The organism is Candidatus Enterococcus avicola (genome assembly GCF_047470845.1).
In the GTDB taxonomy this organism is placed as follows: domain Bacteria; phylum Bacillota; class Bacilli; order Lactobacillales; family Enterococcaceae; genus Enterococcus_D; species Enterococcus_D casseliflavus.
Genome location: NZ_JBLGTY010000011.1, coordinates 55,076 through 81,680, shown reverse-complemented (window position 1 = coordinate 81,680; position 26,605 = coordinate 55,076). Strand labels below are relative to the sequence as shown.

Sequence of the window (26,605 nt, the reverse complement as noted above, 5' to 3'; positions counted from 1 at the left end):
AGGAATGACCTATTCAATCAATTGGGATCTAGAAACAATTTTTCCAGGAGGCAGTGATTCTGTTCAATTAAAAGAACGCATGAACCAACTGGAAGAAGAAATCAAAACTTACCGTGAAAAAGTTGACGCTTGGGTACCAAACGCTTCAGACAATGCGACAAAATTAGAGGAATTAATCGAACTTTCTGGCACAATCAATCAAGGATTTTCACAATGTGGCAGCTTTATCAATGCCTTGCTTTCAGCGAATGTCAACGACAGCAAAGCCAAAATCCTGACCGGCGACCTCTACGCAAAACTGCCAGCACTGCAAGCAGCACAAACCGTTTTCTCGAAAAAATTGACAGAAATTTCTGAGGATGATTGGACCGCATTACTTACCGCGGAAAACTTAGCACCAATCGCCTTTCGTCTAAGCGAGATTCGTCGCGACGGCAAAGAATTGTTATCCGAAGCAGAAGAAACCATCATCAACACGTTAAATTTAGATGGCTTAAATGCTTGGAGCCAACATTACGATACGATCGTTGCCTCAATCGAAATTCCTTTCCTTCAAGAAGACGGCACGACGATCAACTTGTCCGCTGGTCAAGCCTTCAATAAAATGATGGGTGATCCAGATCCAGAAGTTCGTGCGCGTTTATTTGACACTTGGGAAAAGACGTGGGCAGAAAAAGAAGATCTCTTTGCAGATACCTTGAACCATTTAGACGGCTTCCGCCTTTCTACCTTCAAGCTTCACGGGGTCACTGATTACTTGAAAGAACCATTAGAATACAATCGTCTGCAAAAAGCGACATTGGATGCTATGTGGGGCACGATCCAAAAGAACAAACAGCCGATCGTTGATTTCTTGACCCGCAAAGCCCAGCTTTTCGGCAAAGAAAAAATGGAATGGCAAGACCAAGATGCACCGATCATCCTTGGTGACATGGAAGAAAGAACCTACACCTTTGATGAAGCAGCTGACTTTATTTTGACCAACTTCCGTAAGTTCAGTCCTAAAATGGCTGACTTTGCCCAAGTTGCTTTTGAAAAAAGCTGGATCGAAGCAGAAGATCGTCCTGGCAAACGTCCTGGCGGCTATTGCACCAGCTTGCCAGAAACCAAAGAGTCACGTATTTTCATGACCTACAGCAATTCAGTCAACGAAGTAGCGACGCTTGCCCATGAGTTAGGTCACGCGTTTCACAGCAGCGTTCTTTGGGAGCTGCCGGAATTAAACCGCAACTATGCCATGAACGTTGCCGAAACAGCAAGTACCTTTGCTGAATTGATCGTTGCTGATGCAACCCTCAAAGAAGCGACAACGAAGGAAGAAAAAATCAATCTATTGGATGCCAAAATGCAAAATGCGATCGCGATGTTCATGAACATCCATGCACGCTTTATTTTTGAAAACAGCTTCTACCAAGCCCGTCAAAACGGCTTAGTTTCAGCGGAGCAAATCACGGAAATGATGACAGCGGCGCAAAAAGAAAGCTATGCGGATGGGTTAGCAACTTATCATCCACATTTCTGGGCAGCCAAATTGCACTTCTTTATTGATGATGTGCCGTTTTACAACTTCCCTTACACCTTTGGTTACCTCTTTAGCATGGGGATCTATGCGTATGCCAATGAAAAAGGGTCTAGCTTTGAAGAAGAGTACATTGCTTTATTGCAAGATACTGCTTCAATGACGACGGAAGAACTGGCGCAAAAACACCTTGGTGTTGATTTAACAAAACCAGACTTCTGGCAAGCAGGGATCGATATGGTCCTAAAAGATGTTGCCAGCTTTATGGAATTGACTGAAGACTATATCTAAAAGAAAAAACCCTCTTCCAACACGACGCTTGGAAGAGGGTTTTTCTATCAGGCATTCAATAAAGTTAAGCCAATCGTTAAGTAGCCTGCGTACAGACACCAAATCAAATAAGGAATAAACAAGTACATTGCTTTTTTGTCGATGCGAGCAAAGAGGATCATGCAAATAATCACTGATAGGACTAACAAGACAATAATGACCGTTCCTGCCCAGTAAGCATTCCAGCCAAAGAAAACGATACTCCACAAGAAGTTTAGTACTTGCTGGATCGCAAAGAAGATATAGGCATTCTTTTTAAGCGCTGGATTGACTTTGGCTACGATCAACAGATACAACGCTGTTCCCATAAAGGCATACAAAATCGTCCAAACGATCCCAATGATCCCACCAGGAGGGGCTAAAAAAGGTTTTTCCATTTGCGCATACGTTCCAGCGATGTCTCCTGCAAACAAACTCGAGATGATTCCTGTTGCTTCGATGCCGATCACACAGACCAGCCAAATCAAAAATTTCATGTTCTCCACTCCTTCTTTTTTCATGACTCTCTCATTTAATCGTACCATCGAATCGAAAAAAAGCAGAATAGAACGCTTAAAAAAAGAAACGGCCGTGTGGACGTTTCTTTCAAGGTAATTTTGATTATATTCAATGACAGCTACTTTGATTGTTCCTCTTCAAACTTCCGGCGTTCATTTTCTACATATTTGTATAGCGCCCCGTAGCGGCTGCGGTAGCCTTTTTTCCATGGCTTCTCTTTGCCGCAAAAATGTAACAAAACGGTATGCTCGATGACCCAATCCAAACTCCATTCCCCTAAACTGATCGTTTCATACGTACGGTTTTTCCGTACATCATAGTTATAGAGCTGATCAGGAATCGCCAGCACCCGATCGCCGTACAACCCATTCAAAATGTCTTGATCTGGCAAAAAGAGGTTCAAATGATTTTTCTCAATGAACGCAGCGATCTCTGTTTCTTTGACCTCTTGCCGCAGCTGGTGCACATTCATCAGCAAGACACCTGAATTATAGTAGCCTTCTGACTCATAATTGCGCAAACGGACTTTATTGATGACCGTCGTCACTTCTGTCAGCTTGGAATGACTGGCAGCGGCATACAGAAAATCCCCTAACGTCAGCTCATACAAGGGGCGCAAATCATTGATGCACAAAATATCCGCATCCAGATACAGGATTTTTTCCACTTGCTGCGGCAAGTAATTTTGTGCCAATAATCGATAGTAGATCGACTCAGGGTAGCGATCACTGACTGGCGCGGTTTTAAAAATCGAGCCAGAACCGATGATGATGGGATGATAGGTCATCGCCAGCTTTTGACAAAAAGCCTTGAGCTCTGCACCTTGTTTCAATTCTTTTTCTTGTAAGACATAGACATCGAAAGATGCTGCTGTCGTATGACGTTTGATTGAATATAACGTTGTTTTTAATTGTTCGCTGAACCGATCATCAATCGCAAAAAGTAGATTCATGCTCTTGTTCACTCCTCTGTTACTGGTTGCGTGCTCGTTTTTGGAAAAATCGAAAGCAGTTGCCCGCATCTTCTGTTCTTCTAGTATACCCGATTTTTGGTCTTTCTTTCAGTGAAACACCCTTGCCAATCGAACCCTTGATTGGCAGACGCCAAAAAAGCTGTTCCATCCATGGGATGAAACAGCAAAGGATCGCTTATAAATGATTGCGTCTTAAAAACAGATCAGCGAATCGTGGCAAAAGCCGTTGACCACAACAACAATTCATCTAGCATATCATTGACACCCGCAGCCATGTGCTCACCGGGTTTGAAGGTACTGAAACTTTCAAAATCAGTAAATAAGTTGAAGGCTGGGTTGGTCCGCACGGTGGCAACTTTTTGTTCAGCTAATACGTTGCGCAATTGTTCAGCGGCCCGAATCCCACCGCCAGAACCGTAGCTGACAATCCCAGCAGCTTTATCAAACCATTCTTCCCGAGCAGAATCTACGGCATTTTTCAAGGAAGCTGCAAAACCGTGGTTGTATTCTTGCACGATGAAGATATAGCCATCTAATTCAGAAATTTTTTTGTTCCATGCCAAGTTTGGCTCAGCCGTTCCCATAAACGGTAAATCAAATGCCTTTACATCAACGATCTCAAACTGATGCTCTGACCGTTGATTAGCAATTTCTTGAATATATGCTCCGACTTGCGGACTTACGCGTCCTTCTCTTGTACTGCCTAAAATAATACCAAATTTCATGATAGGTTCCTCCTAAGGTTGTCTTATTTTGTTTTCTTAACGATTGGCAAATGTGTCTGCCCAGTCCAATAATTCCGTCAACATGTCGTTCATTCCTACAGTCATATGCTCGCCAGGGGTAAAGGTGGCAAAGTTTTCAAAATCAGTAAATAAGTTGAAGGCAGGATTGGTGCGCACCGTGGCTACTTTTTGTTCCGCCAAAATCAAGCGAACTTGCTCAGCGGCACGAATCCCTCCTGCCGAACCATAGCTGACGATCGCTGCTGCTTTGTTGAACCATTCCTCTCGAGCGCTGTCCAACGCATTTTTCAAGGAAGCTGATATGCCATGATTGTATTCTTGTACGATGAAGATGTAGCCGTCTAACTCAGCGATTTTTTCGTTCCACGCTTGGTTCACTTCACCTGTACCCATAAAGGGCAAGTCATAGTCTTTGATATCAATGATTTCAAACGAGCGGTCGCTATGCGCGCGTGCTGTTTGTAAAACATAATCGGCTACTTGCGGACTCACGCGGCCTTCTCTCGTACTGCCAACGATGATCCCGATTTTTTGCGCTTTTTTCTTTTCAGGGGTGCGATACACCTCTTTAATTACTTCTTTTTCAATTATTTGTTCTTTTTTCCCAAATCCAAAGACCATTCTTTTGTACTCCTTTTGTTGTGGTTTCTTTAACGATGGACTCAGCATACCAAACTTACTTTTAGTAAGTCAATCATTCTGCTTACTTTTTGTTAGAAAAAAATCTCAGCTGCTTCTTATTGACATTCATTCGGTACCGAACTATAATCAACTCATCGATATCGTTAGGTACCGAACGATAAACCAAAAGGAGTGTACACCATGAGTACAATGACCGACCACTTAATGAAACAGCTTCGTTTTATCAGCGAAGCCAGCAATGCCTTTATGAGTCAAAACAACCAGCGCCTTTCGGGACAGCAACGTGTCCTGGCCGTTTTAAATTTAGAAGACGGCTTGGTGCAAAGTTATCTTGCAGAAGTCTTAGACCTACGGCCAAGCTCTCTAGCGGAACTATTGAAGAAAATGGAAAATAGTGGCGATATTCAGCGCAAAGAAGATGCTGCTGACAAACGGATCAAACGAATCTATCTGACAGAAACTGGCCGAAAAAAAGCAGAAAAATTACTGGCACAAAAAGAAGCAGCCAGCAGTCAGTCGTTTTTTGCAGGGCTCTCAGAGGAGGAACAAACCGAATTTGCTCGTCTTCTTGAAAACATTGCTGCTGGATGGGAGACGGACTTCCAACAGCAGGCACAACGCTTTATTGACCCAATGGATCGTTTGCAAGCCATGCAAGAGATTCGGGAAGAAATGATGAAGCAATGGGGCGGAAATTGGCAGGAAATGTCGAATGACGAGCGCCGAAAAATGAGGCAACAAATGAAAGATACTTGGCAAGAAATGGGCGTTGATGAGCGACGCCAAACGAAAAAACAGATCAAGGAAGCCATGCGGCAAATGCCGTTTCCTGGACATCGCGGCATGTTTGGCAATCGGCCATTTGGGCCGTTTGGGCCGTTTGATAATAGCGAGGCGAATGATCCACGGTACACATGGGTAAAAGGCAACTTTTTTGATGCCTATGGGTTTGGACAAGACCGCAAAGCAAGACCGACTTCCGCTTCTAAAGACGAAGCAGCCGAGGAGGATTGGCAGGATTTCTAATAACACCTAATTAAAAAGAAAAAGCGGTGAGCCATCTTGCTTGCTGCGGAGGAAAACGAATGGAAACAACGACACCAACAGTGAACAAAAACAAATTTAAAATGAAAGACTTTATCCACCTGATCGTCAGTGTCAATCCTAAAAAAGGCTTGTTTCTTTTAGGGATGCTCTTTAGCCTGATCACAAGTGCCGCCAGTTTGGTCGTGCCGCAGCTGACGAAAACACTGGTCGATGCCAGCGGCACCCCCACGTTTAGCACCTCCATGCTGGTCGTTTTGATCCTAGCCTTTGTGCTGCAATTAGGCGTAGGGACTTTAGGCGGTTTTCTCTTGCGCTATGTGGGAGAAAGTGCTGTGAAAACGTTGCGGGAACGTCTTTGGAAACATCTGCTGCATTTGCCAGTCAGCTATTTTGATGACCACAAGTCGGGGGAAAGCAGTTCGCGACTCGTCAATGATACTTCCGTGATCAAAGAACTAGTCACCTCGCAATTTCCCAGCTTTGTCACTGGCTTGATCCAATTGGTCGGTTCGATGATCATCTTGTTTTTGATGGATTGGAAGATGGCTGCGATCATGTTCAGTGCGGTGCCTTTGATCACCTTGATCATGTGGCCAATCGGCAAGATCATGTCAAAACTAGGACGCCAGTTGCAAGCAGCGACCGCCGATTTCAATGCGGATGCCAGCGAAAAGCTCTCAGAGATCCGTTTGATCAAAGCCAGCAACGGAGAAGCCAGTGAACAAGAAAACGGTCGGCGCAACATTGGGGCAATTTTTACCCTCGGGGTCAAGGATGCGAAAGTCAGTGCGATTTTGCAGCCAATCATGACGACGGCCATGCTGGGCTTACTCGTAGGAATCCTCGGTTATGGCGCGATCCGTGTGCAAGCCGGCACCTTGACGAGCGGCGCATTGATCGCTTTTCTACTGTATCTCTTTAATATTATTGCGCCTGTGACGACGTTTGCGATGTTCTTTTCACAAGTCCAAAAAGCGATGGGTGCTACGGAACGGATCCAAGAAATTTTGGATACGCCGCTGGAGCCGATCCAGGCAGCACCCAAAGCCGCCATCGATGGCGCAGTCTTACGAGCAGAACAAATCGATTTCAGTTACGATCCCAAACGGCCGATTTTGCAAAACATTTCTTTTGAAGCCAAACCCAACACCGTGATTGCTTTTGCAGGACCAAGCGGCGGCGGAAAATCCACGATCTTCGCTTTACTAGAACGCTTTTATGAACCCACCAGCGGGCGCTTGCTGATTGGAGATCAGCCGATAGCTGACATTGATCTACAGGACTGGCGGGCACAGATCGGCTATGTTTCCCAAGACAGTGCGGTCTTTGCTGGTACGATTCGGGAAAACTTGCAATACGGATTGGGCCGAACACTGTCAGAGGAGGAATTGTGGCAAGGACTGGCATTGGCTTATGCCGATCAGTTCGTCCAAGAGTTCCCCGAAAAACTAGAAACACAAATCGGTGAACGCGGCGTCAAACTATCTGGTGGTCAAAAACAACGGATCGCCATCGCTCGAGCATTCTTGCGGGATCCCAAGCTGCTGATGCTGGATGAAGCGACTGCCAGCCTAGATTCTCAGTCAGAAGAAAAAGTCCAGCGGGCGTTGGATCATCTGATGGAAGGGCGCACGACATTAGTGATCGCTCATCGCTTATCGACCATCGTGGATGCCGACCAAATCTACTTTATAGAAAAAGGCACCATTACCGGTCAAGGTACCCATGCACAATTGATCAACAACCACCCGCTTTATGCTGCCTATGTCAATGAACAAATGATCAACTAATCGAAAAAACTGCTTATTGACGGATAAGCAGTTTTTTTCTATTAGCCAACGGCTGAATGTTGCTTCCCTTCACGCGTCCCAGGCACTTGATTCACTCGCTGCAATTCTTTCAGCACCTGATTTTCTGCCCGCAAAAAATCCCGTTCGCTTTGGGCAGTAGCAAGCTTTCCTTGATAGACCAAGACTTCTTCTTGGTAGGTTTTGGCGGTCTTTTGGACTTCTTCTTCTAACTGATCGATTTTATGGGTCAATTCTTGATTGATCTGTTCATATTTTAGGTAAAGCTTTTGGGCATTTTCGATATTCGTTTGTTCCAAATTCGCTTTGCTGGATACTCGGGTAGCCAAATAAGTAAGTACACCAGTAATGAGTGACGGCAAGACAACTGTTACGATCGATGTATCCATGATCCTCCCCCATTCTTTTTGATACAATTCATATCATCTGTTTCCAGTATAAAAGATACGATTCGTATCGTCAACTGATGTGATATTTTTTATATCAAATAATACAAAAATAGATACAAATTATATCTAACGTGCTATACTACAAAAAAGGAGGCGATCACTCATGCTTGGCGAACGGCTAAGAACACTCAGACTACGAACCAACCAAACACAACAGCAGATCGCAGATCAGCTAGGGATCACCCGCGCAGCGTATTCGCATTTCGAAAATGATCGTAACGAACCCGATGGCGAGACCATCGTCAAACTCGCGGAGATTTTTCAAGTATCCACCGATTTTTTATTAGGCAGACAAGTCCCGGCAGGCTTCACGCCACCCTCTGCAAAAGTTCAAACCGTTGCGGCCCATATTGATGATGACGTCACCGATGAGCAGATGGAAGACATCCTCAGCTATATTGAATTTATAAAACAGCGGCACGCCCAAAAGGAATGATGGAAATGGATAAAGTAGAAGAACTGATGGCCGCCTACCCAGACTTGCACTTTATTTTCGATAAAAATATGCCTGATGGTCAGCAAGGATTGTACATCGATCACCATATTTACTTGAACCCTGACCAATCACAAGAAGACCTCTTGAGCACCATCGGTGAAGAAATCGGTCATTATCTGACCAGTGCTGGCGACATTACCGCCCAAGACACCAACGAAAAACGCAAACAAGAACGCAAAGCCCGCGACATTGGTTCTGCGATCGTGGTCACGCCCTATGATATCATCGCTTGTTTTGAAGAAGGCTGCAAAACATTGGCGGCATGCGCTGATTATTTAGGGGTTCCCCCACAAACCTTCAAAGACGCGGTCACGTATTATGCTCGCCGCTTTGACGGTATCAAAACCGAAGAGAACTATACCTTGTTTTTCCATATCGACGGCACGATTGAAGTTATCAAAACCTTTGGCAATCAAGGCTAAGCCTTTTTCACACAAAAACAGACGTTCCTTTTCTGCTGCTAAGTGCAGCGTTGACGGAACGTCTATTTTTTATCCTTGCATGTTGACCCGCATCAATACACGGTTTGGTCGATAGTTTTCTGAGGATTGATGAACCAATGCACCTTCCTCAAAACGATACAAATTGTATCCATAGCGTTCTTCAAAACGGACCATCCCATCGCCTTCATCTTCCCCGACAAACGACATACTTGCCACAGTATAGTAAGGAATCCCTGCGATCGTTCCCGTAAACGCATGATGGGTATGTCCACTGAGAATACAAGAGATTTGATACTGCTGCAATAATGCCACCAAACGATTGGCACCGGCCCATGCCGGCGTGCTTGCTTGGTCGGGCAACAAATGATGGTGCGTCACAAAAACGATCTTTTTCTCTTTGAGCTGCGCCAGCGTGGCTTGCAGCCATTCAAACTGTCGCTCATCCACGATACCGTTGGCATAGCCATAGCAGGAATTATCGAAAGTCACGATCGCCAATGTCTCCGTTTCATAGACTTGATTAAAAGGTGTATCACTGGCGGTTTCTACTGACTTGCCTTGCCAGCCTTGGCGAAAATGCCGTTTGATATCATGATTACCTAGCGTTACTACGATGGGCACTGAGCCAAAGGCTTTTTCTAAATATCGCTTCAAAGAGGCATAATCGGCAGGCGCGCCATCTTCGGTCAAATCGCCACTGATCACCACCAAATCGATCGCTACTCGCGCCTTGGCATCTTGGATACACTCTTCAAGAGGAATCAAGGGATTTTGCATAGCTGCCAGCATTCCTTGATACCCTTCTTCACAAGGCAGGTAACTTTCTCGAAAATGGATATCTGATATATGCAATACATTCATAGGTTTATCTCAATTTCTTTCTGATGATTCCAGTCAACTGGTCTAATAAGAAGACGGTCACAACGACGCCCAACAAAATAATACTTACCTTGCTCCAGGTTCTGGTTTGAATAGCAAAAATCAATGGTGCACCGATCCCGCCAGCACCGACTAACCCTAACGTTGCCGCACTGCGGACCGCAATTTCAAAATGATTCAGTGCAAAGGAACTATAGATAGGCGCTAAGTAAGGGACCCGCACGAAAAACATCGTCTGCCAAAAGTTGGCACCGACGGCTTGCATCTCTTCCGTCAAGCGCTCATCCATGGCTTCCATTTCTTCGGTAAACAACTTGCCCAGCATACCGATCTGGTGGACACCGATCGCCATAACTCCAGCAAAAGGTCCTGGACCTACCACACGGACAAAAATAATCGCATAAACCAGCTCGGGAAATGCCCGCAAGATATTGCAGATCATTTTGCCGATTTTTGCGACCCACGGTGCAGAAGACCATAGGTTGGCGGCACTCAGCAAGGTCACCGGTATCGCGCAGACTGTTGCGATCATCGTTCCTAGACAAGCGATCCCGATCGTCAGTAACAATAAGCTCCACAGATCCTCCCCGCTACCGTCGTAAAAGAAAGACCAGTCTGGCTGACTCAACCCTTGCAGGACATCTCTTCCCATCGCTAAGGAAAAAGTACTCAATCCGGAATAATCCAGCGTCGCTGCAGATAATGCCAGTAAGATAGCAAAGAGTCCCCATAACAGCCAAGTCGTTTTCTTCACTTCTCTGATCATCATAGGAAAGACCTCCTTACCCGCTCACTGAGAAAATCAACGATCGCTACCGTCAGCAAAATCGTCAAGATAATGATCGAGACCCGCTCATAATTCAACAATGCCAATGAGGCGTTCAAGATGACCCCGATCCCGCCGGCACCAACATACCCTAACACCGTCGAAGCTCGAACATTGACTTCAAAGGCATAAAAAGTATAGCTGGCAAACTGGCTGATGACTTGGGGAATGATCGCCCAAACGGTCACTTGAAATTTATTCGCTCCTACCGCTGCTGCTGCTTCGATCGGCGCAAAATCAATGGTTTCGATCGCTTGGAACATCAGCTGTGAAACCATACCAAAGGTAAAGACCGCGATGGTCAAAACACCAGTGGCTTCACCGATCCCAAAAATCGCTACGAACAATGCCGCCAACAATAGATTGGGGATCGTCCGCACCAGCCCTAAGAGAAAACGCATCGGCACCGAGACCCAACGGCTTTCTGTCACGACTGTTGTCGCCAACAGACTCACCGGTATCGCTGCGACTACTCCTAAAACGGTGCCTAAAAAGGACATCTGCAATGTCTTGATCAAGGGCATCATCAGTTGCGGTAGATAACTAAAGTCTGGGTGCAAAAAGCGAGCCATGAAAGCCGTCATCTGGCTGCGATTCGACCACACTTGGGCAAAATCAGCCCCTGTGATCCAGGCACTGCTTTGAAAAAAGAGCAGCAATAAAAGAACCAGCAGCAGGTGTTTGTACCAATTAAAATGAACTGTTTCTTTCAGTTTCATCGATTTCTCCTGCCTTTTCTTCAAAAATTGCTTTGCCATAGATTTGTTCTAAACGCTGATCTGTCAAAGCGGCTGCGTTGCCGTCAAAAACGATCGCACCTGCTTTTAAGGCAATGATCCTTGTCGCATACTGACGAGCCAAGGGAATCGAATGCAGATTGATGACAATCGTTTTGCCCATTTCTTGATTGATCTTCTTCAGATCCTCCATCACTTTCTCTGTCGTGATGGGATCTAGTGATGCCACGGGTTCATCTGCTAAAATCACCGGCGCTTGTTGGACCAAGGCACGGGCGATGGATACCCGCTGCTGTTGCCCACCACTCAACTGGTCACTTCTCGTTTGCAGTTTGTCTGACAAGCCGACAGTCGCTAGCGCTTCTTTCGTTCTTTCGTAGTCTTCTTTCGTAAACAACCCTAAAATACTTTTCCAGGTCCCGTAATACCCCAAACGCCCAGACAAAACATTTTTTTGAACGGTACTGCGTTTGACCAAATTGAAGCTTTGCGAGATCAATCCGATTTGTCGACGAATCAAGCGCAATTCTTTTTTATTGGCTTTCGTGACTGATTTGCCGTCTACTCGGATATCTCCTTCAGTGATTGGCACTAAGCGATTGATCGAGCGCAAAAAGGTACTCTTACCAGCACCGCTCAAGCCAATGATGGCCACAAATTCACCTTGCTCAATCGTTACATCTATGTTCTGTAATCCTTTGACCCCATTTGGGTAGACTTTGGATACATTCTCAAAAGTTATCATCTGTTTTCTCCATTATGTAGGGACCGCGGCAAAGTTTCCCCAATCGGTCACGGTCTATCTCACTAAAAAATGCACTGGTACTGCGTATTCCACCTATTCCCCTAGTAAATCGCTGCACATCTCCGTGTCCCGTTATCCTTCTACCGCAATCCCTGATTTTTTACTCTGCTGCTCGTTGTGTATAATCGCGAATGGTATCGTAAGCAGAATCTGCTGCTTCTTCATACCCTTGGTGTCCCCACAAGCTCATTGCTTCGGCACCCTCTTCATCATCTGCCATGTTCAAGAACACTTCTTTGATCTGCTCTTTTAGTTCAGCATCCATTGATGGTTGGACGGCAATGGCGTCATTTGGAATATCCCCTTCGGTCAAGTAAAGGACTTTTAGGTCTTTGAATAAGTCGTTGTCTGGGAAGCTTGACGCAAAGACATTTCGTGCCCCTTGGAACACAAAGGCGGCGTCCATCTGACCATTCAAGACTGCAGTGATCTCACTTGGAATATCATTCACGGTCGTTAATGTAGCATCCGTCGTTGGATCAACTCCTGCATCTTTCAACTCGGCAACTGGGTAAATATAGCCGCTAGCAGAGTTTGGACTCAATGTAGCGATTTTTTTCCCTTTTAAGTCCGTCAATTCTGTCATGTCGCTATCCGCACGGACCAAGATCTCCCCTTTGAAGGTATTGGTTTTTTCCCCTTCTAATGGCAAGCCCGTCTCTGGATCATAAGCACCTAATTGAGAAGTCAAAATCGCTTCAGCTGCATCCATGTCTTTGGCTTGAACATAAGCGGCTGGCGGCATGATCCCTAAATCAACTTGTCCAGAAGCCATAGCTTCTACGATCGTCGAATAATCCGTTGCTAACGTTACTTCTACTTCACGGTCTAATTTTTTTGATAAATACTCAGCAAACGGTTTTGCTTTGGCTTGCATCGAGCCGTCATTATTGGTCGGTACGAATTGTACCACCAGCTTTTCTTTTTCGGCTGCGGCACTGCTGTCGCTGCTGCTGCTCCCATTCCCACAGCCGGTCAATGCGGCAACTAACGCAATTCCTAACATTCCTTTAACAATTCGTTTCAATGGCATTTTTTCTCCTCCTAATGGTTTGAAGCATTCTTACATTCAAATCATACCAAGTATCCCGTCAAAATGAAGTGACACATGTCCTATTTTACCTTATTTTTACATACAATTTACATTAGTTTTTATTTATCGTTCGTGTTGAGTCAAAAGGGGAACTAAGCTATACTTAAAGAAAACCATTCAGGAGTGGCTGATTCCCATGAAAAAAATCGATGATACCGCACGCCTCAGCAATTACATTGACACATACGATCTGCAATCTTATATGGACAATGATTTGTTAGCGATGGCCACTTTGCATTCCTTTGAAAAAGAAGAGCACCTGATTCGAACGGGCACGCCTTCTGAATACTTGTATTTTCTCGTAGAAGGAACCGTGATGGTCTACTCCTTCTCTTCGGATACCCAAACGATTTGTATTGATTACGCTAAGCCGGCTGCACCTTTAGGGGAAGCTTCCTCTTTGTGGGAACTCTTGCCGAAAAGCAGTGTCAAAGCCGCTTCTGCTTGCGTCTGCGTCTGCATCCCTTTGAATCGCTACCGCAACACCTTGCAACAAGACGTCCGCTTTTTGCAAACCATCTGTCAGTTGCTAAGTTCCCGCTTGAATTCGGGGATCAACTTAGCGAATTCATTGACGGAACCTGTAGAGACACGGTTGGCCAAATTTATTCTTGCGCATCAAGAAAATCAACACTTTTCCTTTCAGTTGACCACCTGTGCCGCGATCTTGAATGTCAGCTATCGCCACCTGCTGCGAACCTTTACCAGCTTTCGGGAAGACAAGCTGATCGAAAAACAAAAACAGGGCTATGCGATTCTCGATTTCCCCGCTTTAGAGTCGCTTGCCGAAAATTTAAGCCATGTGTAAGGAGCAGTCCCCAAGAATGTTCGGGTTTTCCCTGAGCAGGCGTTCCTGATGTTGGTCTTGCCCTTAACTCGCGCTGTGACAAGCGTTTGCTACCGTGTCAGGCAAGCGAGAAGGGCAACTGCGCCTTATTTTCTTACAAAAAACCCGATCCTTGCTGATATTCAGTCGAGGATCGGGTTTTTTTTGCTTATTTCACGATGGCTAAGAAGTCTTCTCCTTGCAAGACATCGGTTTGGTTCATATCCATCACATCTAAATATTGCGGGGTGTTCGTCACAACGATCGGTGTGATCGTGGATAAGCCAGCTGCTTTGATCGTATCTAGATCAAACTTCACTAACAAATCGCCGCGTTTGACTTGATCGTCTTGTTTAACAAAGACCTCAAAGCCTTTGCCGTCTAGTTCCACAGTATCCATACCAATATGCATCAGAACTTCGGCTCCATCCGTGGTGGTCAAACCAACGGCATGGCCGGTAGGAAAGAGCGTCGTGATGGTGCCATCTGCTGGCGCATATAAAGCCCCGACAGTTGGTTCGATAGCGATACCTTTTCCTAATGCACCAGAAGAAAAGACTTGGTCTTTGACTTCTGCTAAGGGAACCACTTTGCCTTCTAACGGACTGCTGAGGATCACACGTTCTTTAGACGAACTATCGGTGGGTGTAACTGGCTCTTTTGCTGGTGCTGCACTGGCATCGGTTGCTGGCTGATCTTCAAAACGTAAGAAGAAGGTCAAGACAAACGCGGCGCCAAAAGCGATAGCCGTTCCGATCGAAGCGGCGATCAGACCACTTAGATCTTTCGTATCTTGTGGGATAAAGGAAGGCAGACTTAGTAAGCTGACTAACCCAAAGGTATAGTTTTCGACTTGGCTGAAGCCGATGAAGGCTCCCCCGATGGCACCACTGATACACGCGGCGATAAATGGTTTTTTCAATGGCAAGGTTACCCCATACACCGTCGGTTCTGTGATCCCAAAAATTGAGGTGATCGTTGAAGAAAGGGCCAACCCTTTCAATTTCACATTTTTTGTCATAAAGAACACTGCTAGCGCTGCACCCCCTTGAGAAAGGACAGCTGGCAACAGCATCGGCACCATGGTATCGACACCGGTTTGACTGAGATTCAACATCATGATCGGTACAAAGCCCCAGTGCATGCCAAACATCACAAAGACTTGCCATAAACCACCCATGACAGCGCCAGCGATCAGTGGGCTGAAGTGGTAAATGCTGTCGTAAGCACTACCTAACAAGTTTCCTAAAATCGTTCCTAGTGGACCGACGACAATAAAGGTCAACGGCGCCATGATCAAGAAGACCGCTAAAGGCACGCAGATGATCTGTAAGAAGCTAGGAATGACTTTTTTAAAGAAACGCTCCACATAACTTTGTAAAAAGACCGCTAAAATAATCGGAATGACGGAAGACGTATAAGCACTCGCACCAATAATGACAGGGAGGCCTAAGAAACTCAAGGTTTGTCCAGCCAAAGCGGTAATATTTGGATGAACCAATGCCATCGCTAAGGAAACCGCTAGAAATTCATTGGTACGAAACTTCTTCGCTGCAGTAAAAGCCAACATCACTGGTAAATAGGTAAATAACCCATCAGCAATCGCATACAATACGGTGTAGACCCCAGAATCAGCTGCCAGCCAATTCAAGGTGACTGCCAGCGTCAAGAATCCTTTTAAGACCCCGGCACCTGCCATTGCGCCTAAAAATGGCGTAAAAATCGACGAAATAATATCCACCAGTTGATTCAAGAGGTTGCCTTTGTCGCCTTTGCTGTCTGCTTCGCCATCGAAGTTCGCTACTCCATTCAATTCACGGTAAACGTCGCTGACATGACTGCCGATCACCACTTGGTATTGTCCGCCGCTTTGAACGACTTGGATCACGTCGTCGTCTTGATTCAAGCGTGCCGTATCCGCTTTGTTCTCATCTTTTAATTTGAAACGCAAGCGGGTCGCACAATGCACCACGCTGTTGACATTTTCTTTGCCGCCCACCGCATCGAGGACGCGAACTGCAATTTCTTTATTTGAACTCATTTTTTCAACACTCCTTTTTTAATAAAAAAACCCAGATTGAAAAAACGACCGTCCAACGAGTCTTTTCCTCGCTGACTGTTGTCTTTTCAATCTGGGTATTGCCTGCCTGACAGTAACAATCCGTTAATGATTGAATGTTAATTGGTTTGATCATTGACGACACGTTCGATGTGGATCGTTAAGTAGATCATTTCTGATTCACCGATCGATTTGTCGTAGGTTTTGATCAAGTACTCGTTGATCCGTTGGACCGTTTGAAACGCTTTAGGGTACTTCGATTGCACAAGGGCAAATAAAAATTCATCTTTTTCCCCCGAAAGTTCATCGCTTAAATAGCGCTGCGCAAAATACTGTAAATGCGTGGTGATCCGTTGATAGTTCAAGGAATCTAGGTTAAAGACTCGTCCATAAAAACGACTGATGATCGCCAGTACGTCACGAACGATCTCTACCGCTTGCATCGTGGTTTCCATCGTACCATTGGCTTGTTCGCTATTGACGATATGAAAGGCGATAAAGCCAATTTCCGATTCCGGCAATGAAATCCCGAAGACTTTTTCAAAATAAGCAACGGCATCTGCTGCAACCGCATACTCTTTCGGATAAAATTTGCGGGTCTCAAACAACAATGGATTCGGCAGCTCAATGCCTTCACGTGCCCGAACCAGCGCATAATGGATATGGTCGGTCAGTGTCAAATAAATATTTGGCGACAGCTCGATCCCCAAGGACGCTTCTGCATCATCCACCACTTGCTTGACGGCTTCGACTTCTTCCACAGGAATGTCTGAAAACAATTGCTGAAACTGATTTGCGGTAAAGGTATCCTTTAACACAAATTCTTTTTCGACAAAGGCTTCATCCACTGGATCGCCGACTTTTTTCTTAAACGCAATGCCGCGACCCATATAGATCACTTCCTGACCGGCATCATTGGTCGAGATGACGACATTATTATTTAAAATTTTTCCAATAATCATCGCTTTCCCTCACTCCAAAATAAAAAAACCTAGAATCTCCCCATTAGCGCGCTACGGTCAATTCTGGTTTTGCCTGCCGAACAGTAACAATCCTTGTAACTGAAAGAATAATAACACACCCCTGTGGCAGATGCAACCCTTTTCAATCAGAATTTCTGCAACGTGCTTTTCCTTTGTTATACCATTGAACAATTCTCCTTGCAACTTCCTTCACTATCTAAATTGAGTTGTTTTTTAATAAAAAAAGGAATGGCTCAGCTGCAGCCATTCCTAATGTATCAAAGTTGCTTTCTTTGCTGTCCCATGCGCCGCTCTTTCATCGCCGTTCCTAACGTACCATAGGTGAAGACAGCGATCCCCAGCCAAATAAACGCAAAGGCGGAAAATTGGGCCAGTGAATAGGTTTCGTGAAACAAAAAGATGGCTAACAAAAGCATGATTGTCGGGTTGACGTATTGAATAAACCCAAGCGTAATGTAAGAAACATTTTTCGCGGCTTCCGCAAACAGCAATAGCGGAATAGCCGTCACGATCCCAGCACCCATCAATAAGAGATTGGTTTGCAAGGGATAATTCATAAAGCCGACGGTTGAAAATCCTAAAATATACACGAGGGCAAAGGGGAAAATCACCATCGTTTCGATCGTTAACCCAGTAACCGAACTAATGGGGATCCTTTTTTTGATCAAGCCATACGTACTAAAGGAAAAGGCCATGATCAGTGAGGCATAAGGAATCGTTCCTGTTTGGATCGATAATAAGATCACCCCGATACTTGCCAGCAGACACGCCAGCATGCCAGTACGACTAAGACGTTCCTTCAAAAAAACGGTCGCTAACAAGACATTGACAAGCGGATTGATATAATAGCCTAAGCTGGCTTGCATCACGTGGCCCGCACTCACCGCGAAGATAAAGGTGAACCAGTTGATGGAGATCAGCACAGAAGCTAAAACGATCAGTCCAGCAAATGCTTTGTTCTTCCACAGCAGACGCGCTTCTTGTAAAAATTGCGTTTTCTTCCCAGAAAGCACGATAAACAACACCATAAAAACAAAGGACCACACGATTCGGTAGCACATCGTTGCTAATGGCGAAACCCCAACGATTATTTTCCAATATAGTGTGACCAAGCCCCATAATACATAGGCAGACAACCCAAAATAAACGCCTTTATTCTTCATTTTCTCCCTGATTTTTTTCCATTAAAACAAGTCTTTCCTGAAAAAAAATACTCCTCCTAAACCATAAGTTATCTTATTATATCGAATTTTTTGGTTTTTCATAGAGTTTCATGAAATAAATCAAGAAAAGCACCCTTCAAAGAAAGGTGCCCTCTTTATTCCAGTGGTTCTTCTGCACCTTCCAGCCACACGGCTTCTGGCTTCTGATCACGAATCAAGAATACCCCCGTTGCAAACAACATTCCCGAAGCGATCGTCATCAATAAGAAAGAAACATTCATCCCATGAAGCAGTGCACTTGTTCCTGTTAAGGTCGTGCTTTTTTGCGCCACACTATTCATGATCCCGACAAATAATGCTGTCCCGATGGCGCCTGCCACCGTTCGCAAAGAAGTCAATAACGCTGTTCCATGCGCCGTCAGCTGCGGCGGAATATTTTTATTTCCCCACGTCACGAAGGGCATCAACAAACAGCCTGTGGCGGCACAGCGCAGCATGTTCAAAACCACTGCTACCCAAATACCCGTGTGCATATGGATGAAATACATACCGATGTTGCTCAAGACCAGTGAGCCGCCGCCAAAAAGTGTCAACAGACGGATGCCGACTTTGTCATAGATTCGCCCAGCCACGGGACTTAAGAAAGCCGAGACCAGTGAGCCTGGCAAAACGACTAATCCCGAGATCGTCGCTGATTTGCCTAAAATCGACTGCACGTAAAGCGGCATCAGCATCGCCGAACCCATCAAGACCAAGTAAAGCATGATACTGCCAAAGACACTGATGGCATACTCTTTTGTTTTTAAGACCCGCAGATCCAAAAATGGGGTTTTCGCTCTTAACTGACGGAAGACAAAGAAGACCCCTGCTACCAAACCGATCCCTAAGGTTCCTAAAACCGGCAAGCTGAAAAAGCCATAGCTGCCGATATTGCCAAAGCCTAAAGTGATCCCACCAAAGGCGAAGGCACTCAAAACAAAAGAGGTCTGATCAAATTTACTGTTGCTTACTGGCAACACATCATCAAAAACCTTTATGGCCCAAATCAGTGAAATCAAAACGATCACGGCAACGATATAAAAAATCGCATGCCAGTTCAAGCGGTCCACGATCACCCCAGCAAGAGTCGGTGCGATCACGGGTGCCGCGGTGATCGATAATCCATACCAGCCCATCACCACACCGATACGATTGATCGGATAGATCGATAAGAGGATCACTTGCGCCATCGCGGTCAAGATTCCATTGCCTACGGCCTGCAAAATACGAGCAAGCATCATGACTAGAAAATTGGGCGCTGCAGCACAAAGCAGCAAGCCCACCAACGCAATTCCTAAGGCAGCGAGATACAGCTTTTTGGTTGGCACACGATTCATAAGATATGCCGTCAAGGGCATAACGATCGCCATCGCCAAGGAATAACCGCTAGTCAGCCATTGGCCCGTAGTGACGGAAATCTGCAGGTCAGTGACAATGGCGGGTAAAGCCGTCGTCAAGGCGGTCGCCAACATGGATACGGCAATACATGTAATCATTAAATTAATAAAAATCAGCGTCCGCTGACGTTCCGTTCGTTGGACTGTTTCACTCAATCAACGTCCGCCTCCTTCTCAAGATAAAACTGTTCGATTTTTGCTAAGGCTTGACCAAAGGCTTGTTTTTCTTCTGCCGTCAAATAGGTCAGCATTTCTTGGTGCGCCTTGCTGCGTTTTTCTTTCATTCGCTGTGCCTCTTCCTTGCCTGCTTCCGTCAGCGAAATCAGATGGCTGCGTTTATCTTTCGGATCGACTTCTTTTTGGATCAGCCCTTTTTCAGCCAGTTTTTTTAGTAGTTCGCCAGTGGATGTCGAGCGAATCGCTAAATACGCGGCGAGATCTTTTTGGGTCAACGTCCCTTTTTCGTCCAATACCAGTAGGCAATTGAACTGTCCCCGACCTGGCATAAAACGCCCATATTTTTGTTCCGCATACCGCCGATTTAATTTATACACTTCAAACAATCGTTCCACGATTTCTTGTTCGGAAACCATCGACCTTCAGCTCCTTTCGCCTCTTCACTATTTAGATAGGTACCTAATTAAAAGTCTGTTCTCCATTTTACATAGGTACCTACCTATTGTCAAGGAAGGATTGACAATGAGAGCGGGTACAGCAACCAAAAACGAAAAAAGCATTGAAACTTACGCTTCAATACTTTCCTCGTGGTTCTTTTTCTCCGCAAACTCTGCCAGCAGTTGCCGGACTTCATCCGTTGATTTGGTATTCATCAATTTTGCCCGCAAATCACTGGCTCCAGGGAAGCCTTTGACATAGATTTTAAAGAAACGATGCAATCCTGCGATCGAGCGTGGCACCATTTTGGCGTAATGGTCCTGCAGATCTAATTGCAGCTGCAACAAGCCTAATAGCTCTTCTGAGGTATGCTCTTTCGGTTCTTTTTCAAAGGCATAGGGATTCTTGAAAATACCCCGGCCGATCATGATTCCGTCTACGCCATATTTTTCTGCTAGCTCCAAACCTTTGGTACGATCAGGGATATCGCCGTTGATCGTCAGCTTCGTTTGTGGGGCGATTCTATCCCGCAAGGCAACCACTTCAGGAATCAATTCCCAATGGGCATCGACCTTGCTCATTTCTTTGCGGGTTCGCAAATGGATCGAAAGGTTGGCGATATCCTGTTGCAGGACATGGGTCAACCAAGCTTCCATTTCTCCTAGTTCGGTATAGCCCAAACGCGTCTTGACACTGACCGGCAGACCGCCAGCTTTGGCTGCTTGGATCAGCTCTGCAGCAACTTCTGGTCGCAAGATCAAGCCGCTGCCTTTGCCTCGTCCAGCAACGTTTGGCACTGGGCAGCCCATATTTAAGTCGATCCCTTTAAAGCCCATCTCCGCTAAGCCGATACTCATCTCACGGAAATACTCTGGCTTGTCGCCCCAAATGTGGGCTACCATCGGTTGCTCATCTTCGGTGAAGACTAAACGTCCCCGCACACTGTCGCGTCCTTCTGGATGGCAGTAACTATCGGAGTTGGTAAATTCCGTAAAGAAAACATCTGGTGCGCCGGCAGCTTGAACGACATGTCGAAAAACGACATCGGTGACATCTTCCATTGGTGCTAGGATAAAAAAAGGCTTCGGCAATTCAGCCCAAAAATTTGTTGTCATGATTTACGCTCCATTTCTTTGTCCAAGGATCTTATTTTATGACCCCACTTGCAAAACAAACCCCATTATACTAAGAATGCGTCAAAGAAGCAAAAGAGCAAGACGACACCCGCCGGTGCTTCGCCTTGCTCTTTTACAACAGATACTTAATACTGCCGAATAACTGGCGGTTCGTAGGCTTGAATAAAAGCTTCAAGCTCCTGGGTTGTTTGCGCAAAACCGATTTTTTCGCGATCGGCCTGCGTCAAGAACTCATTTTCCACCATATTGTCATACAAGGCTCTCGTTGCGCGGTAAAAATTGTTCACATCATAAAAAGCACACGGATTCGGGTTTTGACCGATTCTTGACCATGAGATCATCTCCGTGATTTCTTCCAGCGTACCAGGACCGCCTGGCAGTGCGACAAAGGCCTGCGACAATTCGAACATTTTTCGTTTTCTTTCTGACATCGTCTCGACGACATGGAGTTCGGTCAATCCAGGATGTGCTAGTTCCCGATCTTTCAAAAAGGTTGGGATCACCCCGATCACCTGACCGCCATTTTCTAAGACAGCATCTGCCAGCACGCCCATCAAGCCCGCTTTTCCGCCGCCATAGACCAGCGTATTTTGCCGTGAAGCGATCCACTGCCCCAATTCTTGGGCGGCTGTTGCAAAACTAGGTTCATTACCGACACTGGCACCACAATAGACTGCAATTTTCATAAAACTCTCCATCATCCTTCTCAATCATTTTGAAATAGTATATCATGATTCTGATAAAGGTTCTGGGAAAGGATGGAAAAAAAATTATGAACATTGAGGAATATCAACGATTTATCAGTGACTTCTACAAAGCCCGCAACTGGTATCAATATGATCCGTTTATTCGGGCGAATTTTTTAGCAGAAGAAGTCGGGGAAGTGAGCCGTGCCATTCGGACATTGGAGATTGGCCGTGACCGTCCCGATGAACAAGAAGGCTTGCCGGAAGAAAAACTGGCAAATCTGACGGAAGAATTGGGCGATGTACTGGATAACTTATTTATTCTCGCCGATAAATACGATATTTCTCTAGAAACGATCATGCAAAAACACAAAGAGAAGCTATTGTCTCGCTATCAAATGAACCATATGACAGAAAAAAATAGCTAACGGGATACTTGTTGCGGAACGGGCAGCGGCAAAGGTTGCTTTTCTTAAATACAAAAAACCAACGTTTCTGTGGTCGATCGGCCAGTGAAACGTTGGTTTTCTTCTATTATATAAAAAGTTGGTTCTCCTTTTTATGCAATAGGAGGTGTTTATTGTGCCATTTGCTCTACCAGTTCTTCCAAACCAGTCAAGGCTTGGTAGCCGTAGCCAAAGAGATAATTGTAGTCCATGCTGTAGACTTGTTTGTTTTTGATGGCTTTCATGCTGGAGAGTTTGTCATTTTTGTACAAGCCTTCAATGATTTCTTGACCAGAAACACTGCCTTCGATCGTTGACCAGTCGCCGACGATCAAGACATCGGGATCCGTTTCGATCAAGGTTTCGACACTGACTTCTCCTGAATAGTCTTGAAACACATTGTTCAGTTTGATCATGTCAAAGTTACTGTTGAAAAAAGACTCGTCTTGAGCGGCATAGACACTGACCACACTTGGATCAGACATAAAGAGATGGGCAAATGTTTGCTCTTCTTTGTCTGCTACTTTTTCTTCCAAGGCACTCTGGCGATCCTTTAATTCTTTTTCAAAAGCAGCGGCTGCCTCGGGGACATTGAAGAGCTTACCAAGGTTTTCAATGTCTTGATACACAGAATCAAACGTCGCCCCAGTGACAGAGGTTTCTTGGACGTAAGTCGGAATGCCCATCTCGTTCAAGGAATCAACGGTGCCAACGCCCCAATCTTGATTATCAAAAAGTCCTCCGCGGCCAAAAATCAAATCTGGATCCACACTGAGCGCCGTTTCTTTACTGATATAGTCGCTGCCCAGGTCGTTTAGTTCTGCGTAATCAGCAGCAACTTCCTTATCAGCGGCACCAAAGGTTGCACCGACACCCGCAATCTGATCCTTGAGGCCGAGATGCAGCAGCAATTCCGCTGCTGGTCGTGTGTTGGCTACGACTTTTTTCGGTGCTTCATTAAAGGTTTGGTCCTTGGCGGTCCATTGCGTACCGCCTTCTGCTTTGGTGTAGTTGCTGATGGTTAAGGGATACGTACTTTCTGCCTGTGAGGAAGAAGCCGAAGTTCCTTCATCCTTCGTATTGCCGCAAGCGCTTAATGTAAAGACTGCCAATCCTACCCCAATCATTTTTCCCCATTTATTCATCTGTTTGCTCCTTTTCAAAATAATAATGAAACCCTAATCCGCCTGTGATCGGATGATGGTAAATACTGCATTTCACGCCATAGATTTCTTCGATCAGTTCTTCTGTCAGCAGCGTTTCTGGTTCGCCATACCCTACGACCCGACCATCTTTTAAGGCATAGATGATGTCGCAATAATTGGCTGCTTGTTCCAAATTGTGCAGCGCCGCCAACAAGCCAATCTTCAGATGCTTGACGGTCTCTAAGATTTCCAGTTGATATCGGATATCCAAATGATTGGTCGGCTCATCGAGAATCATAAATTTCGGTTCTTGGGTGATGGCACGAGCAAGGACGACCCGCTGTTTTTCGCCTCCTGATAATGAGAGGTAGCTGCGTTTTCTGTAGGCACTTAACCCTGTTTTGGCTAAGGCTGCGGTGACCAGCTCATGATCGGCTTTAGTGTCTTGTTCCAACAAACCCTTGTGGGGCGTGCGGCCTAAAAGCACCATCTGTTCTACTGTTAAATCAAAGCTCAACTCATTGAACTGACTGACGACGCTGACTTGCTGGGCGACTTTTTTTTCGGAACTTTTCAAAATATTCATCTCACCTAAATAAATGTCGCCGCTGTCAGGTTTCAACGTTTTGTAGATAGCTTTTAACAATGTAGACTTGCCGCTGCCGTTGGAACCAATCAAGCCGACAAATTGCCCCTGTGCGGTTTGGACGGAGATGTCTTTTAGAATCTGTTGGTCCCCGATCGTTAGATTGAGCTTTTCAACTGCTAATTTCATTCCGTCACCCCCCAAAGTTGTATTGCCGTTTGACAATGATATAGATAAAGATCGGTGCGCCAATCAGCGCTGTAATGATCCCGATCGGCAGTTCGACTCCTTGCAGGGTCGAGCGGGCGATCACATCCGCCCAAATCAAAAACAACGCGCCTGTCAAAGCGGTCAAAGGCATCAACAGGCGATGATCCGACCCGCTGACTCCACGTACGATATGAGGAATGATCAAGCCGACAAAGCCGATCATACCAGAATTCGCAACGATGATACTGGTTAATAGCGCTGCTAGCAGCATGTAAAAACGACGATAGAAGGTCAGCTTGACCCCTAAGGTGGAAGCAACTTCATCTCCCAGCAAAAGCGTATTCAAAACACGGTATTGCGTCAGGAAGAACAGCGTGATCAAAGAAACCAGAACCACGATAAAGCCCAATTTGTTCCAAGAAGCCGAGGCTAAGCTGCCCATCGACCAAAACGCCACAGTCTTCATCCCTTCTGCATTGCTAGCCAGATAGATGATCAAGTTTGAAACAGAGCTGCATAAGGCACTGACGATCGTCCCCGACAGCACGAGTTTTGTGGAAGTCATTTTCCCACCGATACTAGCAAGCAGCAGCACCAAAATGGTGGCAATCCCCGCTCCTGCAAAGGCACCAAACGATAAGCCCAGCTGCAAGACTAGCGCCGAGCCGCCAAAACCGACTAAGATGGCGAAGGTCGCCCCTAAGGATGCGCCTGAAGAGATCCCTAAGATATAGGGATCTGCCAGCGGATTTTGGACCACCGCCTGCATCACTGCCCCGCTGATCGCTAACCCCATGCCCACAAAAATAGACAGCAAGACCCGCGGTGCCCGAACAAACCAGACGATATTGATGTTTGCGTCTGAAATGCCTGAAAGATCACCAACCAATCCATGGCTGATTTTATAGAAGAGAATTTGATAAACTTCGCCAAGGGTGATATTGGCTTGTCCGTTTGCCAAAGCAACTCCTGCAGATAAGAGAATGGCGACAACTAAAACACAGCAAATGATTGTCGAAACCATCCAACGATTTGATTTAATCAACCCTACCGACATGTGATTCTCCTTTATTCAGCACGATCCTCTCCTGATTTCACAGCAAAAACAACCTGACTGTTGCCTCGCCACCATCATAAAAGAAGCATCTGTGCGTTTTTTCGCTTATAACAGTTCTTCTCATGAAAAGCGCCAAAGCCATGTACTGCTTTGACATCTATTTGCAAATGAGAATCACTCTCAATGAATAGAGTCATTATAAGGAACCTTTTGTGAAATGTAAATAATTTTCTGAAAATTTCCTTAAATAAGAGTTATTCTAATGTTCGTGATTGATTGGGCGTTTTCCTCTCCATTGACCTATCGAAAATACGGTACCCGTGAAGAAGCGAATCCTTTGGCAAAAATAATCCCATGCTTTTAAATGATGAAAAAAAGACAGACTTCATTTTGTACGAAGTCTGTCTCCAGTCTGATGCCTATGCTCAGGCAGGCTTGTTCTTGTAGCTTCCCTTTGTTCGAACGTGAAACCTATGCGTTGCCAAGGATTTGCTGATTCAACGAAATCATCTCCAAAAGACCTTGAGCGGCTTCACTGCCTTTGTTGCCGGCTTTGGTTCCCGCCCGTTCAATGGCTTGTTCGATTGTTTCAGTCGTCAACACACCAAACATGATCGGAATGTCGGCATTCAGACCAATTTGGGCTACGCCTTTCGCCACTTCATTTGAGATCAATTCATAGTGAGTCGTTGCTCCGCGAATCAAGGCACCTAATGTCACGATCCCATCGTATTGCTTGTGGTCAACGATTTTTTTGGTAATATACGGAATCTCATAAGCCCCTGGTACCCAATACACATCGATGTTTTCTGCTTTGACTCCATGACGCAGCAAATTGTCTTTGGCGCCTTCCACTAACTTGGAAGTGATAAACTCGTTGAATCGTGAGACCACGATCCCTACTTTGACTGCCTCTCCCTGAAACGTTCCTTCAAATACTGTCATCGCTCATTCTCCTTTGGTTGA

General features: G+C 45.5%; 28 protein-coding genes. 7 read left to right on the top strand and 21 right to left on the bottom strand.

The window, feature by feature from the left end:
- The first annotated feature begins 4 nt into the window (after positions 1-4).
- Complete coding sequence (locus tag ACI3E5_RS10675; RefSeq protein ID WP_060791883.1) at positions 5-1,810, top strand: M3 family oligoendopeptidase; 1,806 nt, start codon at positions 5-7, stop codon at positions 1,808-1,810.
- A gap of 47 nt (positions 1,811-1,857) precedes the next feature.
- Here ACI3E5_RS10675 and ACI3E5_RS10670 read toward each other — a convergent pair whose 3' ends face one another.
- From ACI3E5_RS10670 to ACI3E5_RS10655, 4 genes are all read right to left on the bottom strand, one after another.
- Complete coding sequence (locus tag ACI3E5_RS10670) at positions 1,858-2,325, bottom strand: TspO/MBR family protein (RefSeq protein ID WP_010748985.1); 468 nt, start codon at positions 2,323-2,325, stop codon at positions 1,858-1,860.
- A gap of 140 nt (positions 2,326-2,465) precedes the next feature.
- Positions 2,466-3,299 (bottom strand): glycosyltransferase family 8 protein, encoded by an 834-nt coding sequence (locus ACI3E5_RS10665; RefSeq protein WP_005230685.1) that lies wholly within the window; start codon positions 3,297-3,299, stop codon positions 2,466-2,468.
- Between the two features lie 224 nt (positions 3,300-3,523).
- Positions 3,524-4,045, bottom strand: a complete 522-nt coding sequence (locus ACI3E5_RS10660; protein ID WP_005230681.1) for an NADPH-dependent FMN reductase — start codon at positions 4,043-4,045, stop codon at positions 3,524-3,526.
- 36 nt (positions 4,046-4,081) lie between these two features.
- Positions 4,082-4,687, bottom strand: coding sequence for an NADPH-dependent FMN reductase (locus ACI3E5_RS10655; RefSeq protein ID WP_005230680.1), 606 nt, complete (start codon positions 4,685-4,687; stop codon positions 4,082-4,084).
- 201 nt (positions 4,688-4,888) lie between these two features.
- On the opposite strand from ACI3E5_RS10655, the gene ACI3E5_RS10650 reads away from it, so the two are divergent.
- Both ACI3E5_RS10650 and ACI3E5_RS10645 read left to right on the top strand, forming a co-directional pair.
- Entirely contained in the window at positions 4,889-5,734 is an 846-nt protein-coding gene (locus tag ACI3E5_RS10650) for a MarR family winged helix-turn-helix transcriptional regulator (protein ID WP_034869462.1), read from the top strand.
- A gap of 59 nt (positions 5,735-5,793) precedes the next feature.
- Complete coding sequence (locus tag ACI3E5_RS10645; protein WP_034869465.1) at positions 5,794-7,545, top strand: ABC transporter ATP-binding protein; 1,752 nt, start codon at positions 5,794-5,796, stop codon at positions 7,543-7,545.
- A 41-nt stretch (positions 7,546-7,586) separates the two neighbouring features.
- Here ACI3E5_RS10645 and ACI3E5_RS10640 read toward each other — a convergent pair whose 3' ends face one another.
- The gene (locus tag ACI3E5_RS10640) at positions 7,587-7,952 is read right to left on the bottom strand and encodes a hypothetical protein (protein WP_005231942.1); all 366 of its coding nucleotides are present in this window, start codon (positions 7,950-7,952) and stop codon (positions 7,587-7,589) included.
- Between the two features lie 163 nt (positions 7,953-8,115).
- On the opposite strand from ACI3E5_RS10640, the gene ACI3E5_RS10635 reads away from it, so the two are divergent.
- Together ACI3E5_RS10635 and ACI3E5_RS10630 are read left to right on the top strand one after the other, a co-directional pair.
- Positions 8,116-8,448 (top strand): helix-turn-helix domain-containing protein, encoded by a 333-nt coding sequence (locus ACI3E5_RS10635; protein ID WP_005230670.1) that lies wholly within the window; start codon positions 8,116-8,118, stop codon positions 8,446-8,448.
- A gap of 5 nt (positions 8,449-8,453) precedes the next feature.
- Positions 8,454-8,930 (top strand): ImmA/IrrE family metallo-endopeptidase, encoded by a 477-nt coding sequence (locus tag ACI3E5_RS10630; protein WP_005230668.1) that lies wholly within the window; start codon positions 8,454-8,456, stop codon positions 8,928-8,930.
- A gap of 69 nt (positions 8,931-8,999) precedes the next feature.
- Here ACI3E5_RS10630 and ACI3E5_RS10625 read toward each other — a convergent pair whose 3' ends face one another.
- The 5 genes from ACI3E5_RS10625 to ACI3E5_RS10605 all read right to left on the bottom strand — a co-directional run bounded on the left by ACI3E5_RS10625 (position 9,000) and on the right by ACI3E5_RS10605 (position 13,231).
- Complete coding sequence (locus tag ACI3E5_RS10625) at positions 9,000-9,812, bottom strand: metallophosphoesterase family protein (RefSeq protein WP_005230667.1); 813 nt, start codon at positions 9,810-9,812, stop codon at positions 9,000-9,002.
- Between the two features lie 4 nt (positions 9,813-9,816).
- Positions 9,817-10,599, bottom strand: a complete 783-nt coding sequence (gene phnE, locus ACI3E5_RS10620; RefSeq protein WP_005230666.1) for a phosphonate ABC transporter, permease protein PhnE — start codon at positions 10,597-10,599, stop codon at positions 9,817-9,819.
- Positions 10,596-11,375 carry a phosphonate ABC transporter, permease protein PhnE gene (gene phnE, locus ACI3E5_RS10615; RefSeq protein ID WP_010748971.1) on the bottom strand — a complete coding sequence of 260 codons (780 nt, stop codon included), beginning with the start codon at positions 11,373-11,375 and terminating at the stop codon, positions 10,596-10,598. The genes phnE (ACI3E5_RS10620) and phnE (ACI3E5_RS10615) overlap by 4 nt, the downstream gene beginning before the upstream one ends.
- The gene (gene phnC, locus ACI3E5_RS10610) at positions 11,347-12,138 is read right to left on the bottom strand and encodes a phosphonate ABC transporter ATP-binding protein (protein ID WP_005230661.1); all 792 of its coding nucleotides are present in this window, start codon (positions 12,136-12,138) and stop codon (positions 11,347-11,349) included. The genes phnE (ACI3E5_RS10615) and phnC overlap by 29 nt, the downstream gene beginning before the upstream one ends.
- Positions 12,139-12,298: 160 nt before the next feature.
- Entirely contained in the window at positions 12,299-13,231 is a 933-nt protein-coding gene (locus ACI3E5_RS10605; protein WP_005230658.1) for a phosphate/phosphite/phosphonate ABC transporter substrate-binding protein, read from the bottom strand.
- Between the two features lie 196 nt (positions 13,232-13,427).
- Here ACI3E5_RS10605 and ACI3E5_RS10600 point away from each other — a divergent pair, with 196 nt between their 5' ends.
- Entirely contained in the window at positions 13,428-14,099 is a 672-nt protein-coding gene (locus ACI3E5_RS10600) for a cyclic nucleotide-binding domain-containing protein (RefSeq protein WP_005230657.1), read from the top strand.
- 187 nt (positions 14,100-14,286) lie between these two features.
- Here the strand turns inward: ACI3E5_RS10600 and ACI3E5_RS10595 are convergent, their stop codons facing one another.
- From ACI3E5_RS10595 to ACI3E5_RS10565, 7 genes are all read right to left on the bottom strand, one after another.
- Entirely contained in the window at positions 14,287-16,158 is a 1,872-nt protein-coding gene (locus ACI3E5_RS10595; RefSeq protein ID WP_005230656.1) for a beta-glucoside-specific PTS transporter subunit IIABC, read from the bottom strand.
- Positions 16,159-16,295: 137 nt separating this feature from the next.
- Positions 16,296-17,138, bottom strand: a complete 843-nt coding sequence (licT, locus tag ACI3E5_RS10590; RefSeq protein ID WP_005230655.1) for a BglG family transcription antiterminator LicT — start codon at positions 17,136-17,138, stop codon at positions 16,296-16,298.
- A gap of 278 nt (positions 17,139-17,416) precedes the next feature.
- A complete protein-coding gene (rarD, locus tag ACI3E5_RS10585; protein WP_005230654.1) occupies positions 17,417-18,322 on the bottom strand; it encodes an EamA family transporter RarD in 906 nt (301 codons plus the stop codon).
- 155 nt (positions 18,323-18,477) lie between these two features.
- Positions 18,478-19,914: an MDR family MFS transporter gene (locus ACI3E5_RS10580; RefSeq protein ID WP_034869469.1), complete on the bottom strand. Its 1,437-nt coding sequence runs from the start codon at positions 19,912-19,914 to the stop codon at positions 18,478-18,480.
- The gene (locus ACI3E5_RS10575) at positions 19,911-20,351 is read right to left on the bottom strand and encodes a MarR family winged helix-turn-helix transcriptional regulator (protein ID WP_005230651.1); all 441 of its coding nucleotides are present in this window, start codon (positions 20,349-20,351) and stop codon (positions 19,911-19,913) included. Before ACI3E5_RS10575 ends, ACI3E5_RS10580 begins: the two co-directional genes overlap by 4 nt.
- 150 nt (positions 20,352-20,501) lie before the next feature.
- Complete coding sequence (locus tag ACI3E5_RS10570; protein WP_005230648.1) at positions 20,502-21,488, bottom strand: tRNA dihydrouridine synthase; 987 nt, start codon at positions 21,486-21,488, stop codon at positions 20,502-20,504.
- Between the two features lie 146 nt (positions 21,489-21,634).
- The gene (locus tag ACI3E5_RS10565; protein WP_005230646.1) at positions 21,635-22,195 is read right to left on the bottom strand and encodes an LOG family protein; all 561 of its coding nucleotides are present in this window, start codon (positions 22,193-22,195) and stop codon (positions 21,635-21,637) included.
- A gap of 86 nt (positions 22,196-22,281) precedes the next feature.
- Here ACI3E5_RS10565 and ACI3E5_RS10560 point away from each other — a divergent pair, with 86 nt between their 5' ends.
- Positions 22,282-22,623, top strand: coding sequence for a MazG nucleotide pyrophosphohydrolase domain-containing protein (locus ACI3E5_RS10560; RefSeq protein WP_005230638.1), 342 nt, complete (start codon positions 22,282-22,284; stop codon positions 22,621-22,623).
- A 149-nt stretch (positions 22,624-22,772) separates the two neighbouring features.
- Here ACI3E5_RS10560 and ACI3E5_RS10555 read toward each other — a convergent pair whose 3' ends face one another.
- The 4 genes from ACI3E5_RS10555 to ribH all read right to left on the bottom strand — a co-directional run bounded on the left by ACI3E5_RS10555 (position 22,773) and on the right by ribH (position 26,584).
- On the bottom strand, positions 22,773-23,786 hold the full coding sequence (locus ACI3E5_RS10555; protein WP_005230628.1) for an ABC transporter substrate-binding protein: 1,014 nt from the start codon (positions 23,784-23,786) through the stop codon (positions 22,773-22,775).
- A complete protein-coding gene (locus ACI3E5_RS10550; protein ID WP_005230626.1) occupies positions 23,779-24,561 on the bottom strand; it encodes an ABC transporter ATP-binding protein in 783 nt (260 codons plus the stop codon). The genes ACI3E5_RS10555 and ACI3E5_RS10550 overlap by 8 nt, the downstream gene beginning before the upstream one ends.
- Positions 24,562-24,565: 4 nt before the next feature.
- Positions 24,566-25,639, bottom strand: coding sequence for a FecCD family ABC transporter permease (locus ACI3E5_RS10545; RefSeq protein ID WP_005233272.1), 1,074 nt, complete (start codon positions 25,637-25,639; stop codon positions 24,566-24,568).
- Between the two features lie 471 nt (positions 25,640-26,110).
- On the bottom strand, positions 26,111-26,584 hold the full coding sequence (ribH, locus tag ACI3E5_RS10540) for a 6,7-dimethyl-8-ribityllumazine synthase (protein WP_005230622.1): 474 nt from the start codon (positions 26,582-26,584) through the stop codon (positions 26,111-26,113).
- Between the last annotated feature and the right edge of the window lie 21 nt (positions 26,585-26,605).

Coding starts and splice junctions, on each gene's coding strand:
- ACI3E5_RS10675 (WP_060791883.1), top strand. CDS start 5: ATGACCTATTCAATCAATTGGGATCTAGAAACAATTTTTCCAGGAGGC.
- ACI3E5_RS10670 (WP_010748985.1), bottom strand. CDS start 2,325: ATGAAATTTTTGATTTGGCTGGTCTGTGTGATCGGCATCGAAGCAACA.
- ACI3E5_RS10665 (WP_005230685.1), bottom strand. CDS start 3,299: ATGAATCTACTTTTTGCGATTGATGATCGGTTCAGCGAACAATTAAAA.
- ACI3E5_RS10660 (WP_005230681.1), bottom strand. CDS start 4,045: ATGAAATTTGGTATTATTTTAGGCAGTACAAGAGAAGGACGCGTAAGT.
- ACI3E5_RS10655 (WP_005230680.1), bottom strand. CDS start 4,687: ATGGTCTTTGGATTTGGGAAAAAAGAACAAATAATTGAAAAAGAAGTA.
- ACI3E5_RS10650 (WP_034869462.1), top strand. CDS start 4,889: ATGAGTACAATGACCGACCACTTAATGAAACAGCTTCGTTTTATCAGC.
- ACI3E5_RS10645 (WP_034869465.1), top strand. CDS start 5,794: ATGGAAACAACGACACCAACAGTGAACAAAAACAAATTTAAAATGAAA.
- ACI3E5_RS10640 (WP_005231942.1), bottom strand. CDS start 7,952: ATGGATACATCGATCGTAACAGTTGTCTTGCCGTCACTCATTACTGGT.
- ACI3E5_RS10635 (WP_005230670.1), top strand. CDS start 8,116: ATGCTTGGCGAACGGCTAAGAACACTCAGACTACGAACCAACCAAACA.
- ACI3E5_RS10630 (WP_005230668.1), top strand. CDS start 8,454: ATGGATAAAGTAGAAGAACTGATGGCCGCCTACCCAGACTTGCACTTT.
- ACI3E5_RS10625 (WP_005230667.1), bottom strand. CDS start 9,812: ATGAATGTATTGCATATATCAGATATCCATTTTCGAGAAAGTTACCTG.
- phnE (WP_005230666.1), bottom strand. CDS start 10,599: ATGATGATCAGAGAAGTGAAGAAAACGACTTGGCTGTTATGGGGACTC.
- phnE (WP_010748971.1), bottom strand. CDS start 11,375: ATGAAACTGAAAGAAACAGTTCATTTTAATTGGTACAAACACCTGCTG.
- phnC (WP_005230661.1), bottom strand. CDS start 12,138: ATGATAACTTTTGAGAATGTATCCAAAGTCTACCCAAATGGGGTCAAA.
- ACI3E5_RS10605 (WP_005230658.1), bottom strand. CDS start 13,231: ATGCCATTGAAACGAATTGTTAAAGGAATGTTAGGAATTGCGTTAGTT.
- ACI3E5_RS10600 (WP_005230657.1), top strand. CDS start 13,428: ATGAAAAAAATCGATGATACCGCACGCCTCAGCAATTACATTGACACA.
- ACI3E5_RS10595 (WP_005230656.1), bottom strand. CDS start 16,158: ATGAGTTCAAATAAAGAAATTGCAGTTCGCGTCCTCGATGCGGTGGGC.
- licT (WP_005230655.1), bottom strand. CDS start 17,138: ATGATTATTGGAAAAATTTTAAATAATAATGTCGTCATCTCGACCAAT.
- rarD (WP_005230654.1), bottom strand. CDS start 18,322: ATGAAGAATAAAGGCGTTTATTTTGGGTTGTCTGCCTATGTATTATGG.
- ACI3E5_RS10575 (WP_005230651.1), bottom strand. CDS start 20,351: ATGGTTTCCGAACAAGAAATCGTGGAACGATTGTTTGAAGTGTATAAA.
- ACI3E5_RS10570 (WP_005230648.1), bottom strand. CDS start 21,488: ATGACAACAAATTTTTGGGCTGAATTGCCGAAGCCTTTTTTTATCCTA.
- ACI3E5_RS10565 (WP_005230646.1), bottom strand. CDS start 22,195: ATGAAAATTGCAGTCTATTGTGGTGCCAGTGTCGGTAATGAACCTAGT.
- ACI3E5_RS10560 (WP_005230638.1), top strand. CDS start 22,282: ATGAACATTGAGGAATATCAACGATTTATCAGTGACTTCTACAAAGCC.
- ACI3E5_RS10555 (WP_005230628.1), bottom strand. CDS start 23,786: ATGAATAAATGGGGAAAAATGATTGGGGTAGGATTGGCAGTCTTTACA.
- ACI3E5_RS10550 (WP_005230626.1), bottom strand. CDS start 24,561: ATGAAATTAGCAGTTGAAAAGCTCAATCTAACGATCGGGGACCAACAG.
- ACI3E5_RS10545 (WP_005233272.1), bottom strand. CDS start 25,639: ATGTCGGTAGGGTTGATTAAATCAAATCGTTGGATGGTTTCGACAATC.
- ribH (WP_005230622.1), bottom strand. CDS start 26,584: ATGACAGTATTTGAAGGAACGTTTCAGGGAGAGGCAGTCAAAGTAGGG.